Origin of the sequence: Nostoc sp. MS1 (genome assembly GCF_019976755.1) — a bacterium.
Lineage (GTDB): Bacteria > Cyanobacteriota > Cyanobacteriia > Cyanobacteriales > Nostocaceae > Trichormus.
The window spans coordinates 3,608,765-3,623,422 of record NZ_AP023441.1 but is presented as its reverse complement, the minus strand read 5'-3'; the positions used below and the strand labels follow the sequence as shown (position 1 = coordinate 3,623,422).

Below are 14,658 nucleotides of genomic sequence, written 5' to 3'. Positions count from 1 at the left end.
TTTATTATCAATGACAAAGTGAGACATGAACTGTCCTCGTTGCCATTCCACGGCAATCTTCAAAAACGGTCGCCGCAAAGATAGACAGTGCTACAAGTGTAAACAATGTGGTCGTCAGTTTCTTGAATTTTACCAGTCTTGGCGCTATTCCGATGATGTCAAGCAACTTTGTCTCAAGATGTATCTTAACGGTATGAGTCTACGAGAAATTGAAAGAGTAACTGATATACATCACACGACTATTCTGCATTGGCTACGTCAGAGTAAGTTCCAAGATGAGGCATTTTTAAAATAACATTACACATTCAGCATTGCTCATATTTTTTTATAAATATATTTTATTGCTAGAGATAATTAAATTTTATTTCAAATTATTTATTTTCATTTAAAAAAATAAATAGGAAAAAACGCCAATCTAAAATAAACAGTTACCTAAAAAACGTAGGATGGTATTGATGAGCTTGGTTTTAATTATCGATGATGCAGCTTTTTCTCGGAGAATGATCCGCAAATTTTTACAAGCCGATGGTTATGATATTTTAGAAGCTACTAATGGGCGGGAAGGATTAGAAATGGTTCACAACCATCAACCCAACTGTGTATTAACTGACCTTTTAATGCCAGATATGAATGGTTTTGAATTTCTTCAGGCTTTACAAGATCAAGGGTTAAAGGTTCCCACCATTATTATTACAGCCGATATTCAAGAAGGAGCGCGTAACCAAAGTTATAACTTAGGAGCAGTTAATTTCATCAATAAACCACCAAAAGAACAAGAACTACGCCAAGTAGTTCAGCAAGTTATCAATACAAAGGAATAAGCAATCATGAATGTAACAGCAGATCAACTCGATGCTTTACAAGAATTAATTAATATTGGAGTTGGTCGTGCTGCCAATCTACTAAATGAAATGCTAGATTCTCACATTCACCTAGCGATTCCTTTTGTCAAAGTATTAAGCGCTACTCAAGCTTACCAGGAATTAGCCTCGCGCTTTCATGATAATAGTTTATCATCAGTAAAATTAGGTTTTACTGGCTCATTCTATGGAACGGCTGGGTTGATTTTTCCTACCGAAAGTGCATCAAAGTTAGTATCAGTATTAACTGGTGAAGAAGCTGGTTCTGCCGACTTAGACGCAGTGAAAATTGGCACATTAAGCGAAATTGGCAATATTGTGATTAATGGGGTGATGGGTTCAATTAGTAATGTGTTACAGCAACATATGAACTATACATTACCTGTTTATTTAGAAGATACAATTACTAATTTATTGTTGACAAGTAATGGTAACGAGTCGAAAATTTTATTGGCACAGGCACACTTTACAATTGAACAGTTAAAAATTATTGGTGATATTATTTTGATTTTTGAAGTGAGTACATTTGATGCGTTAATTGATGCAATTAACCAAAAAATAGCAGTTTTATAATTTAACTATAGTTATTAACATGGAACTAGTGTGGGAAAATGAACAAGATAGAACAAGCTCAGGAAAAATTCAACCTCTTAGACCAGATTCCTTTAGGAGCTTTTGTTCTAGATTCAGAACACACGGTTTTATTTTGGAATTGCTGTTTAGAGGAATGGACAAAAATTAATAGAAATCAAATTTTAAGTAAATCAATTTTTGACTCCTTTCCTCATTTGCATCAGCCCCGCTATCTTAGTCGTTTAGAACAAATTTTTGAAGGTGGGCCACCAACAATTTTTTCTTCCCAACTACATAAATATGTCATACCTGTAACGATAGTAGATGAAAAATACAGGATTCAACATACTACAGTAACGGCTGTACCTGCGTTAGATGGGAATGGGTTTTATGCGCTGTTCTCTATTCAGGATGTAACTGATTTAACGTTTCGTGTACAAGAATACCGAAATTTACGCGATCGCGCTTTAGCCTTAGCCGAAGAACGTCAACAAGCCAAAGAAATAGCCGAAAAAGCCAACCGCATCAAAGATGAGTTTCTGGCAGTAGTTTCTCATGAATTGCGATCGCCACTCAACCCCATCTTAGGCTGGGCAAAGCTATTAAGAAAACGCACATTGAATGAAACAGCAAGTTTACGCGCTTTAGAAACCATTGAACGCAATGCAGAATTACAAGTACAACTAATAGATGATCTCCTAGATATCTCGCGGATTCTCAGAGGTAAACTCTCACTTAATTCCGAAATAGTGAATTTGGCTACTATTATCGAATCGGCTTTAGAAACGGTAAGATTAGCAGCCGAAGCCAACTCTATAGAAATTAGTTTACATCTAGACCCAACAGTTGGACAAGTCAAAGGTGATAGTGGACGCTTACAACAAATTGTGTGGAATCTGCTTTCCAATGCAGTTAAATTTACCCCTGTTGGGGGAAAAGTTGCAGTTTACTTAGAACAGGTTGGTTCTCAAGCCCAAATTCGTATCCAAGATACAGGTAAAGGTATTAGTCCTGAATTTTTACCTCACGTATTTGAATCCTTTCGCCAAGCAGATAGTAGCATAACTCGTAGATCCGGTGGGTTGGGGCTAGGTTTAGCAATTGTGCGCCAATTAGTTGAGTTACATGGAGGCAGAGTTTGGGCAGAAAGTTTAGGTGAGGGAGAAGGCGCGACATTTACAGTCACTTTCCCGGCACTATCACATAGTCAGGAATTAACGAGGGGAAAAGGTGATAATTACTCGCCATTATCACTACTACCACCAACCTTAGCAGGAGTAAAGTTGTTAGTCGTTGATGATGATGTTGATACGCGGGAATTTCTTGCCTTTTTTTTAGAACAACAAGGGGCTATGGTGACAACAGCCCAATCAGCCTACGAAGCACTTGCAGCCTTAGAAAAGTTCCTCCCAGATTTGCTATTGAGTGACATAGGTATGCCAGATGTTGATGGCTATGCTTTAATTCAGAAAGTGCGATCGCTCCCCGTGAATCAAGGAGGTAGAATCCCCGCTATTGCCCTCACTGCATACGCCGCCGAGACAACACAACAACAAGTCTTTGCCGCCGGATTTCAACGCCATCTAGCTAAACCAGTCGATCCCATGAAATTAATAACTGCAATTGTCGAACTTACACCAATTCGTAATTCGTAAAACTCTCCTGTCGATTTCACAGATTCGACGCGGCGAAAGTATTACATTGATCAGGATCACCAGTTTGAATACCCCGCTTAAACCAGCGCACTCGTTGAGCGGAACTACCATGAGTAAAAGATTCAGGAACTACATACCCCTTAGCCTGTTCCTGCAAACGATCATCGCCGATACCGCTTGCTGCATTTAAAGCTTCTTCAATATCACCAGTTTCCAGAATTTGCCTTGTGCGCTGGGCATTATTAGCCCAAACACCAGCAAAACAATCTGCTTGTAACTCTAACTTCACAGATAGCTGATTTACTTGTGTCTGACTAGCTCGGCTTTGTAAAGAACGGACTTGATCGGAAATACCCAATAAATTCTGCACATGATGCCCAATTTCATGAGCAATGACATAGGCTTGAGCAAAATCTCCAGGTGCTTGATAGCGATTTTTTAAATCTCGATAAAAACTTAAATCAATATATACCTTTTGATCAGCCGGACAATAGAAAGGCCCAACAGCTGAACGCGCAAATCCGCAAGCTGACTGTACCGCGTCCGAGTAAAGCACTAACTTGGGTTTTGTATAAGTCTGTCCATTACGGCGGAATATCTCAGTCCAAGTATCTTCTATATCAGCCAAAACTACAGAGACAAAATCGGCTGCTTTGTCTTGGGAGGCTGTTGTTTGTGGCGAATTTGTCACCGGGCGATCGCTTGATGATTGGTTTTGCCAAATCGCGCTGGGATCACCACCTAATAGCAGAACTACCAGAGATATAAGCGCTGCACCAATACCTCCACCAACTAGAGGCGTAGAAACTCCACCACGGCGATCCTCAACATTTGTACTCCGACGACCTAATTGCCAACGCATAATTACTGCTTCCCAAACTCATAAAATAGATGCTGAAAATAAAAAATCCAGATTAAATCAGCTTTTTAATCATCTATGCAGTTAAATATTAGCGATCTCAACCATCTATTGCTTCTATCTACCGGGGAAACACTTATAACTAACAGTAAGTCTTTAGAAAGGTTATGAAATGCGTAATAAGATTGATACATGCCGACTGTTACAGCGACTAACTGCCACATAATTTTTTAGCAATTATCTCTGGAAAAGTAAGATATGGAATGGTAGCAATCTTTACGAGCGAGATGAAGTAATAGTCATCAAATTACTATGACCCACAAAAAGAAAGAGCCAAGTGGATGTGGATGTTTAAATATTCCTTTATCTGTAATTATACTTTTCTTAGGGGGTGGTTATTGGTGGTTCAGCCAGAAAGGATTTTCAGAAATTAGCAAATTATTACCTCAGAATGAACAAATCACTACGCCTATTTCTCCTTCTCCTCCCATCCCTACTACCTCTTTCCCAAAACCTATAAATTCACCTACTAAAACTAGCGAAGCTAAACCCAAAACAGTACAACAACAGAAAACTTCTTTACCTCCTACTCCTTGGGAGAAAAAAGTAATTAGAGGCATTTATTTATCTCGCTACCAAATAACAAATAATGCTGATGAACAAACAATTCGCCAGCGAGTTCGTTACTATAAATCCCAAGGAATTAATACTATCATTCATGGGGTTTGGGGTAATGGTTGTACAATGTACAAAAGTGAAGTGATGCAGCAAACTCTGGGTTATGAAAGTTGTCCAAATCAGTTTCAATCACAATGGTTAAATTGGTTGATTGATGAAGCGCACAAACAAGGGATGCAGGTTCACGCCTATTTTGAGAAAGGTATTAAAATAGATAAAAATAGTCCTATCTTTGATTTAGCAATTTCTAAGAAGTGGATTGTACCAGGAGTAGACAGAACCTATTCTGGCATTGACCATTATGTACTTGATGTAGAGAATCCTGAAGTTGCAGCTTTATTTAAAAATATCTTAGTTGAGTTTGTCAAAAAGTATCCCAATATTGATGCTGTGCAATGGGATGATTATTTAGGATATTATGCTGAATTACCAGGGAAAGTAGACAGAACTGAAAATTTAACTAAATTTGTTCAACAAATGACAAGCTCAATGAAACAAGCTAATCCTTTGGTAAGTTTTGATATTTGTCATCATAATCCCTATTGGGCTAAAAAATATTTTGCGGCTGATTGGGAAAAATGGGGAGTAAATCGCGTATTTATTCAAGCCTATAATGATAAAAATTTTAATGAAGAATTAAATTATGCTGAGAAATACGCTGGTATTGCCATTACAGATTATCAACTAAGTCGGTTAAAATCATTAGTTAATAATCCCAACATTAAAAGTATCTTAATTTTCCCTTTTTCCGGTAATCCAGAAAAAACAGCTTCTAGTTTAAAAAACTCTATTTAATATTAACTAAGTAGGTGGACACAATTAATTAGAAGACGCATTTCGACTACGCTCAATGCTCGATACAGCACTTACCGCTATTATGCAATACAGTTTTTCTCTTAACCCTCTCCAGCAATAGTTTTCAGGTTTGAGGATGTACCTCATAGCTGCCGGAAGTGCTGTAAGCTGACTAGAAGAGGGTTGAGTTTCGACTACGCTCAACTTCCGCGTAGTCAAAACCCGGTAATCTCAAGTTAGATTTAATTTAGTCTTTCTACTTACCTTTAATTAAACTAGCAACAACTGTAGCCAATTCTGCGGGTTCGATGGGTTTAGGTAAATGTAACTGGAATCCTGCTTGAATGGCTCTGGTTCTATCTTCGGCTCTAGCGTAAGCTGTTAAGGCGGCGGCTGGGATGTTTCCCCCTTGTTCTGGCGGTTGCTGGCGGAGTTGACGAATTAAAGCATAGCCATCTTCTTGTGGCATTCCGATATCACTTACCAAAACATCTGGCTGCCATTGAGGAATTATGTCTAAAGCTTCTCGTGCTGTTCCCACAGCTTTGACTTCGGCTTGGCATTGGTTTAAAACTGTGGCAATAAAATCACGAGAATCAGACTCATCATCTACTACCAAGACTCGCACCCCTGCCAATGAAGGACACGAAGGTAATGGGGTAGGCAGTTGTGCTTGTTTGCTTGCTTCAATACTTGCTACTTTATTTTCAGCTAACAGTGGCAATTGAACGCTAAAAGTTGCGCCTTGTCCTTCACCTGGACTATCTACATAGACAGTACCGCCATGTAACTCTACTAGATGGCGCACAATTGCTAAACCTAACCCTAAGCCACCGTGGGATCTGGTGCTGGAACTATCAGCTTGGCGAAAGCGGTCAAAGACATAAGGTAAAAAGCTATGATTAATGCCAATACCTGTATCTATAACTTGAATTTGTGCGTGGGTATTAGCTATTTTGGTGAGCTTAACTTCCACTTTGCCACCAGAGGGTGTAAATTTGATGGCATTTGTGAGTAAATTCCAAATAATTTGTTGTAAACGTTCTGGATCACCAGAAATTTGTAATGGTGGATTTTCTGTAACTGGATGCTCTAGAAAAAATGTTAATTCAATATCTTTGGCTTGAGCTGCTAGGTTAATATTTTCAATCGCTGTTTCAGTAATAGAAATCAAGTTGCAAGTACCGACATTTAGACGTAACTTGCCTCTAATCATCCGGGAAATATCTAGTAAATCTTCAATCAATTTGGTTTGGGCTTTGGCATTGCGTTCGATTGTTTCTAAGCCTTTTGCTGTTTGCGCCTCACCTAACTTACGGGACTGTAATAACTGCGACCAGCCAAGGATAGCATTGAGGGGCGATCGCAATTCATGAGATAAGATAGCCAAAAACTCGTCTTTCATCCGATTGGCTTGTGTTAATTGCTCAGTCTGCCGTTGCAGGGAATTAATCAATTCTGCTCTTTCCATTGCGATCGCAATTTGGTCGCAAACTGCCTGCATCATCCCTTTTTGATTGTCGGTAAAAGCAGCACGAGTGCGGCTACCAAAGGAAAGTGTCCCTAACAGTCTGCCTTGAGCAATTAAGGGATAAGCGTAATAAGCATTAATGCCAACAGAGCGAATTATTTCAGTGGAGGGATCGCTTGATTGTTGAACATTCTCTAAAGCAATAGAACAACGATTTTTTGCTGCTTTACCACAGACAGCTTGTCCAAAACCTAACCACTTAATTTCTTGCGCTAGTTCTGCGGAAACTCCTGCATAGGAAGCTAAACGCATAACCTGAGAATTGTTTTCTACTAAATAATTCAAATAAACATCCAGCCCAATTTGTTGTGCTAATTTGTGGAAGCAACTATCAATCAGTGCTATTGGTTCTTGACTAGATAACAAATCGTTGGCTGTACTAAATAGTAGTTTTAGCCGTTCATAACCCAAAGACAGAGCTTTTTCTGCCTGCTTAATTTGAGTCACATCTTGAAACACCAATACACAAGTTGCCGGAAAGCCGTGCATAGCTGGTAGGGTATCGGCAAAAATGAGTAAGGACAATATTTTATCCTTTGTGTGCCAGTCTACCTCTAACCCTTGTAAACGCTCTCCCATTGCCACCCGCACTCCTGGCATCTGGTCGTTGGGGATAGGATTACCGTCTGTATCTGTTAAATAATAGACGGTGTGATAATCTGCGGCTGGCACACCTGTAGGAAATTTACCACCTGCTAATTCATCTGCGGCGCGGTTGGCAAAGGTAACTTTTGCCGTTTCTGGTTCAATAAATAGCAATGGTCTAGGCATGAGATTTAACACATCTTCTAGCCATTTTTGCTGGTTTCGCAGCACTTCCTCTGCTTGTTTGCGTTGTGTAATATCTACAAAAGCACCAATACATCCCCTGGTTTTGCCTTCTTCATCAAACAGTGGCGCTACATACTCCAACAACTTGATAGCTTGACCATTTTCATAAACTATCTCCAACTCACAATCTAAAACTTCTACGCCATGAGCAGCCGCATACTGCATTGGTAGTTCTTCCGGTAACAGTTCTCGGCCATCATGCAAAACTTTAAATGTTGTGGGTTTTTCCTCTGGTGGTGCGGTGAGAGACGCATTGGCCTTTGGGGAAATCTGCAATTGTTTGGCAAAGGCCGGATTAACTTTAATATTTTGGCATTCTGGATCTTCTGCTATGCCTATACCAATAGGGATTACTTCTAACAAAGTTTGCAACTCAGTAACGCGGCGTTGTAAATCTTGATTAAGTTGGAGGATTTTTTGTTGTGCTTGCTGGCGTTCGCTCAAGTCCAGAACAAAAGCAACACCTTCTTCGCGTTTTTCTCCCAGTAACACAAAACCAATTAATACAGGAATGCGGCTACCATCTTGACGGACGTATTCTTTTTGGTAGGGTGTGCAAGCTCCTTGGGGATTTGCTTGGGCTTCGGCAATAGCTTGCTCATCTAAATAGAGATATTCTGATGGCGTGAGATCATTCCATTTGAGTCCCCCCGCCAGTAAATCTTCTTGAGAGTAACCAACCAGCCCTAAAAATGCGTCGTTTGCTTGTTGGATATCGCCATAAACATCGGCAAATATAATGCCAATAATGTTGGCATCGACCAGGGTTGTCAATTTTTCTTCATAAGCTTTCAATGTTTCCTGAGCGCGATCGCGTTGTTGGCTCAGTAGTTCTATAACTAACGCATTTTGCCAGATAATGATGGCAAAGGTCACAATTAAGATGATGGCAAATACTGAGACGGCAAAGGTTGGGTTATATCTTCCCTCTCTTTGTCCTTCTAGTATTAACCAACTGAGCAGTAAAGGTAAAGCGATCGCAGCTATTAGTAAGCGGCGTGCAATCTTACCTCCATAGCTATCGCTTAACACTGTCTTCATTAGTCCTTTCTCTGCCCACCCAGACAAAATGCCAATACACAGCACTATAAATAATAATGCTGTCTGCCAAGTCATAGATGTAACAGTAGAACTAATTGTATAAAAATTTTTTACTCTATAGGCTGTACCTATAAGCACCTGTAAAGAAATTACAATAGGAATAAAAATTAGTATCTGCCCATACCAATAACTGCGATGGCTTTGCGGATGAATTAGCAGTTCTAAAGCTAAACCTATCACTAAAAAGTTAATTGCTGTATTTAACCCCATTTGTAACAGATGTGATGGGGTTAAACTACCCAACAGTATTTTATCAATCTCTACGTCCCAAGCAAATAAATATTGACTAATAGTTAATGCCGCAATGATACTAACAGAGATAGTAAAAACTCTCGACCATTTTCTGTCTGATTTTTCCTTGAGATAGGAATTTGGTTCACCTAAACGTTTAGTTACTAACAGCCATACCAAAGTGCCGCAAATTACAAAGCATAGTGCTGTATTCGGTGACATTGTAAGTTGATTACCCAAAAAAAAGGCTGGAAAGATTTTTAAATCAAGCAACCAACCAACTAATACTAAGCCACTTACTAATGTTGCGATCGCACTCGCTATTTTTGCCACTAGTGAACTGTGCATATTTCCCAGCCGCAAGTGGTTTACTTCTAACATGGGTACTTTGGTAACTTTCTTTACTTATGCTCTGAATGTCTTCGAGAATTTATGCTTTTTAGAGGAACTTATTTATTAAAACTACTATCTAATGGATTAATTTACATCTACCTATATATATATTATTGCAGAGGTATACCCAAGAGCATCAGACATAAGTATTTAATTCATTTTCTGAAATCACACATTTGCAAAAGTCAAAAATTCATTTTATTCATAATTTAGAAAATCTTAACTCCAAAATTGCTTTGATATTTTTGTTTGCCTTTCTGTGCTTTTTGATTTGTTACGAAATTTTTTAACTACACACATACAACAAAAGTCAAACTACATACATCATACAAGCGTAAATTGTTGCTATAAAATTAAGAATTTTACTTAATTTGTTATTGAAACAAAATTTTAATAATTTATACTTCGGAATTTACTATGAATTATAAAATAATTTTGATATACTACAGAATGCTAGGTTATAAGAGTTACGCTTTTGAATTACCTAGTTACTCATCAAGTCACTTTGCTACGGAGGATTAACCGCAAACACCCAACATGAAAAGTTGTCCAAGTTAGATGAACGGCAGTTTAGCATACTTGTTGATTTTTACACCAAAAAATCAGGATGTAATATCAAACAACAGAAATACGCACAGCATAAATTACATCAAATGTATGTAAAATACTTGCGATTTTAATAAATTGAAAATTTTGTTAATTTTGATACAAAAAATTATTAATATTTAAAAGCAATACTAGTAAATTTCTAATTTTTTAGGTTTCGTCAAAACAATATCCAGTATTATCAATAAAAACTGGCAGTGGGATGTGGTGTAAAAATCAACAGAGGAGTGAAAACATGGATTTACGTAGCGATGCTTTGCAAATCCTCAAGGAAACTAGTCGAACTTTTTATATACCAATTAGTATTTTACCCCCAGGATTACAAGAGGCAGTCGCATCAGCGTACCTGTGTATGCGTGCCATAGATGAAATTGAAGACCATCCTACCTTGGATAACCCCACAAAGGCAAAACTGCTGCATTCGATTAGCTTAACGTTGCAAGCTGGGGTTGATGGTTTTCCTATTGATGCTTTCACATCCGATTTTAGCGGTTACGAGAACACCTTAGAAGAAGTGACCATGAGGATTCGAGAATGGTCGCTGCTTGCACCAGAAACAATTGCACCGCGAATTTGGGATGCTACAGCCGCAATGTCAGACCGCATGGCTTATTGGGCAATTAACAATTGGCAAGTGCAGACAGAATCTGACTTAGACCGTTACACCTTTGGCGTTGCGGGTGCAGTCGGGTTGCTACTTTCAGATTTGTGGACTTGGTACGATGGCACGCAAACCAACCGGACTTTAGCAATTGGTTTTGGTAGAGGTTTGCAAGCAGTCAACATCTTGCGTAACCATGTGGAAGACTCACAACGCGGAGTCAGCTTCTTTCCTCAAGGTTGGAATGCAGCGAATATGCACGAATATGCTCTGCGTAATCTCGCTCTAGCAGATGCTTACACCCAAGCCTTACCTGATGGCCCCGCACTCAACTTTTGTCAAATCCCCTTGACATTAGCACACGGTACTATTGATGCGATCGCCAACGGTAAAGAAAAACTCAGCCGTAGTGATGTAATGGCACTCTTAGAACAAATTAACGGCTTGAATTTAAAAGCTGGATGAGTAAGTAGAGAGGCATAAGAGGCAAGGGAGCAGGGAGCATGGGAGAAGATTATTTCCTCTGTCTCTCCCTCATAACCTCTCTACTCCCCATTCCCCTACTATCAAACAGACATTACATTGATTAAGCCTATTGGAAGTAGAAAAAATCGGCTTTGCATCAATGTAAAATAAATTAGCTAAGTACAACTATTTGTATAAACCGTACTAACTTTATTTGATTCTTAGTATTTATACCGTAAAAGAAATAGTAATACTATAGAGATAAACTGATGGTATCAGTAATAACTCCCAATTGATGCTTGGGAATAAACTTTAGGGAAGGTAAAATACACAGATGTGTGTTTCCTAAAATAGGCGATCGCCTTTATGTTGGGTCGGTTACTAGACGGACGGTATCGGATTATTCAAACTTTGGGTTCGGGTGGCTTTAGTCAAACCTATATTGCTGAAGACACTAAACTTTACAATACCCAATGTGTTGTCAAACAGCTTAAGCCTCAAGCTAAAGAACCTACGACATTGCAGTTAGCTAGAAGATTATTTGATGCGGAGGCTCAATTACTGCATAATTTGGGTTATCATGACCAAATTCCGCAATTATTGGCGCATTTTGAAGAAGATGAGGAATTTTATCTAGTTCAGCAATTGATTGTTGGTCATCCTTTAAATAGGGAACTGAATCCTGGACAAAGGTGGAGTGAGGATTACGTCATTAATCTGTTACTAAACATCCTGCAACCATTGGCTTTTGTTCATCAACATCATATTATCCACAGAGACCTTAAACCCTCTAACTTAATTCGCCGACACAGCGATGGTAAGATTGTTTTAATTGACTTTGGGGCAATTAAACATATCAGCACTCAAGTAACCATTGTTCCAGACAGAACTAGAATAACTGTCAGCATTATTGGTACACCAGGTTATATGCCTAGCGAACAAAGTCGCGGTAATCCTAAATTTAGTAGCGATATTTATGCTGTCGGCATGATTGGTATACAGGCCTTAACTGGGTTAATGCCTGATCAGTTACCAGAAGACGACCTTGCAGAGATGAGGTGGCGACACTTAGTAGATATTAGCCCTGAGTTGGCAGATATTTTAGACCAAATGGTGCGCTATGACTTTCGGCAGCGATATCAATCAGCAACAGAAGTTTTACATATTGTGCAAGAATTGGCAAATTCTCACACAGTAAAATCACAGATAATCACTATAACTTGCCCACCGATTGATCAAGCAAGTCATCGTCAAAAAACGCTGTACTCTCAACCCCCTCCAGTTCTGCCTCAATATCGTCAAGAAGCTGCTTTACCAAATGAAGTTTTATCTAGTGACATACCTACAATATTAGCACCACACATAAAAGTGGGATGGAGTTTTTATCTCCAATGGGTGTTTATAACCTGTTTTGGTTACGTGGGAGGATTTTTAATCGGGTTTAACTTTTTGGCAGTAGCTGGAGATTTAGCGGCTGTTTGTTTTTGGGGGTTAGCAATTGGTGTTAAGCAGTGGATAATATTACGCCGTAAAGTTTTTCGTCCTTCTTGGTTGTGGATATTTACAACTTCCCTATCTGCAATTATTCCTTTCTTTTTAGTAGGAGGGTTAAATAACTTTCAATATTTAGCTATTTTACATGGATTAAGCGTTGGGATTGCACAGTGGCTAGTTTTACGCAGATTAGTTCATAAGGCAGGTTGGTGGATATTAGTAAATGCTATTGGCGGTTGGGTTGGAGGCATTATTTCTGGGGCTGTCTTAGTTTGGTTGTTGCGAAATCCAAAAACCTCTAGCAATGCTTGATTTCAAAAGAAGTTATATCATCCTCCCTTAATAACAATAGCTTTGGTCTGGTTGGTAATCGAGAAAATTAATTACCAACCAAAGGATATTCCAATGATATTCTAAGTCTTGAAACAGGTATAAGTAGGTCGGTGTGAATATTTAGTATAGAAATGATGCAGGAAAGAAAAGGGTTTTGCTGTACTTTACTTTTATTAATATAGTTTGTTTTCCCCCTATTCTACTTAATATAAATATTATTTTTAAATTATTAAGCGTGGATGATTTGTATTTTACACCATATTTAATTCAGTCATCTACTCATTATAAAAACTTCACTAATTTAAAATGTATATTCTTGCTTGAGAAACTTATATCTCAAGCCACATATATTTATATCTCAATATTTTTATTTTAAAGAATGAATAAAATCTTTTTTATTGACTTTTATAAAAGCCAAATTTACGTGAAAATATCATCATATTCATTATAGAAATAAAAATTTGGGAGCTAAATTTTAATGTCTCTACAACAAGCTCATGCTTTTTATGAATTTTTGATTTCCGACGAAGCTATTTATGAACAATATTTAAAGAAATGCTGTAGTCGAGGTTTAATGGACAGTTGTCATTGGGATAAAAATAAAATTATTAATTTTGCATCTACGTTTGATTATAAATTTACTGAGGATGAATTAGAGCAATTATGGTTTGAAGGTGAAGTTAACACTATGGATCAGATGTCAATAGCTTGATATTTCACATAAATTTATACGACTGACTCATGAACCTATCCCACTAATACCAGCAATATGATAATCTGCTGTTGAAAACGGTAAGTTGTATCAGGGTATGGCGGGGAAATTTGAAGGGTTAAGTGATATGGAGTGGAAGTTGTTTGAAGATATATTCCCCAAGGAACCAGAAAACAGAGGAAGGGGAATGCCTCATGCACCATTTCGTCATGTACTGAACACGTTATTGTATATATTGATAACAGGATGCCGTTGGTGTGATGCTCCCACAGGAGAAATCTGGGCATCAAAAAGTGCAGCGCACAGATGGTTGCAACGTTGGGAAACGGACGGAACTTTGGAAAGTTTACAAGCAAGGATACTAGGAATTGCAGAGGAAAGAAGCCTAATCAACTGGAATTACGGTGCTGTTGATGGGTCTTTTTCCCCCTGGCAAAGGTGGCGGTGAAGGCGTTAAGTACGGTCATAAAGGTAAGGGAATTTTAATACACACCTTAACTGATGGTAATGGTATGCCCTTGGCTAATCGCACAACTCCAGCCAACGGTAGTGAAACAGATCAAGTGATACCACTGTTAGATAGTGTCAAAGTTAAAACGAATAGACCCGGTAGACCTCGTAAACGTGTTAAAGTTCTGGCTGCTGACAAAGGCTATGATTCCAAGGACAAACGGGCTGCATTGCGTAAACGTGGAATCAGACCTCAATTGCCGCGCGCGTGTTTGGAAGAATCGAAAAAATCGGGGTAGACCAATTAAAATTTCTGTTCCGCGTTTTCAACAAGAGCGCTGTTTTGCTTGGTTTCAAAGAAAATATCGCCGACTCGTTGTTCGGTGGGAAAGAATTTCTGCCTGCTTCAACGGTTTTCTTTCTCTTGCGACAATTCACATCTGGATTAACAGAATTTTATTCGTGGGATAGGTTCATAAAAAAATCAAAA

Annotated in this window: 12 protein-coding genes; 10 read left to right on the top strand and 2 right to left on the bottom strand. The window is 38.6% G+C overall.

From position 1 onward, the window contains the following. The first annotated feature begins 25 nt into the window (after positions 1-25). The 4 genes from NSMS1_RS15660 (at position 26) to NSMS1_RS15645 (ending at position 3,088) form a co-directional block, all read left to right on the top strand. Positions 26-295: a hypothetical protein gene (locus NSMS1_RS15660; protein ID WP_224085463.1), complete on the top strand. Its 270-nt coding sequence runs from the start codon at positions 26-28 to the stop codon at positions 293-295. 160 nt (positions 296-455) lie between these two features. Continuing rightward, the gene (locus NSMS1_RS15655) at positions 456-821 is read left to right on the top strand and encodes a response regulator (protein ID WP_224085461.1); all 366 of its coding nucleotides are present in this window, start codon (positions 456-458) and stop codon (positions 819-821) included. 6 nt (positions 822-827) lie between these two features. Continuing rightward, complete coding sequence (locus NSMS1_RS15650; RefSeq protein WP_224085459.1) at positions 828-1,433, top strand: chemotaxis protein CheX; 606 nt, start codon at positions 828-830, stop codon at positions 1,431-1,433. Positions 1,434-1,471: 38 nt separating this feature from the next. Continuing rightward, on the top strand, positions 1,472-3,088 hold the full coding sequence (locus NSMS1_RS15645) for an ATP-binding protein (RefSeq protein ID WP_224085458.1): 1,617 nt from the start codon (positions 1,472-1,474) through the stop codon (positions 3,086-3,088). A gap of 16 nt (positions 3,089-3,104) precedes the next feature. On the opposite strand, the gene NSMS1_RS15640 is transcribed toward NSMS1_RS15645, so the two are convergent. Further along, the gene (locus NSMS1_RS15640; protein WP_224085456.1) at positions 3,105-3,950 is read right to left on the bottom strand and encodes a neutral zinc metallopeptidase; all 846 of its coding nucleotides are present in this window, start codon (positions 3,948-3,950) and stop codon (positions 3,105-3,107) included. Positions 3,951-4,259: 309 nt separating this feature from the next. On the opposite strand from NSMS1_RS15640, the gene NSMS1_RS15635 reads away from it, so the two are divergent. Continuing rightward, positions 4,260-5,420 (top strand): family 10 glycosylhydrolase, encoded by a 1,161-nt coding sequence (locus NSMS1_RS15635; RefSeq protein ID WP_224085454.1) that lies wholly within the window; start codon positions 4,260-4,262, stop codon positions 5,418-5,420. 256 nt (positions 5,421-5,676) lie between these two features. On the opposite strand, the gene NSMS1_RS15630 is transcribed toward NSMS1_RS15635, so the two are convergent. Continuing rightward, complete coding sequence (locus NSMS1_RS15630) at positions 5,677-9,495, bottom strand: ATP-binding protein (protein WP_224085452.1); 3,819 nt, start codon at positions 9,493-9,495, stop codon at positions 5,677-5,679. Between the two features lie 853 nt (positions 9,496-10,348). On the opposite strand from NSMS1_RS15630, the gene NSMS1_RS15625 reads away from it, so the two are divergent. The 5 genes from NSMS1_RS15625 to NSMS1_RS15605 all read left to right on the top strand — a co-directional run bounded on the left by NSMS1_RS15625 (position 10,349) and on the right by NSMS1_RS15605 (position 14,467). Further along, a complete protein-coding gene (locus tag NSMS1_RS15625) occupies positions 10,349-11,179 on the top strand; it encodes a squalene/phytoene synthase family protein (RefSeq protein WP_224085451.1) in 831 nt (276 codons plus the stop codon). A gap of 366 nt (positions 11,180-11,545) precedes the next feature. Further along, positions 11,546-12,985, top strand: coding sequence for a serine/threonine-protein kinase (locus NSMS1_RS15620; protein WP_224085449.1), 1,440 nt, complete (start codon positions 11,546-11,548; stop codon positions 12,983-12,985). A gap of 499 nt (positions 12,986-13,484) precedes the next feature. Then, positions 13,485-13,718 carry a Nif11-like leader peptide family natural product precursor gene (locus tag NSMS1_RS15615; protein ID WP_224085448.1) on the top strand — a complete coding sequence of 78 codons (234 nt, stop codon included), beginning with the start codon at positions 13,485-13,487 and terminating at the stop codon, positions 13,716-13,718. Positions 13,719-13,815: 97 nt separating this feature from the next. Next, positions 13,816-14,166 carry a transposase gene (locus NSMS1_RS15610; protein WP_224085447.1) on the top strand — a complete coding sequence of 117 codons (351 nt, stop codon included), beginning with the start codon at positions 13,816-13,818 and terminating at the stop codon, positions 14,164-14,166. Then, positions 14,132-14,467, top strand: coding sequence for a transposase (locus NSMS1_RS15605; protein ID WP_224085446.1), 336 nt, complete (start codon positions 14,132-14,134; stop codon positions 14,465-14,467). Before NSMS1_RS15610 ends, NSMS1_RS15605 begins: the two co-directional genes overlap by 35 nt. Positions 14,468-14,658: the final 191 nt, after the last annotated feature.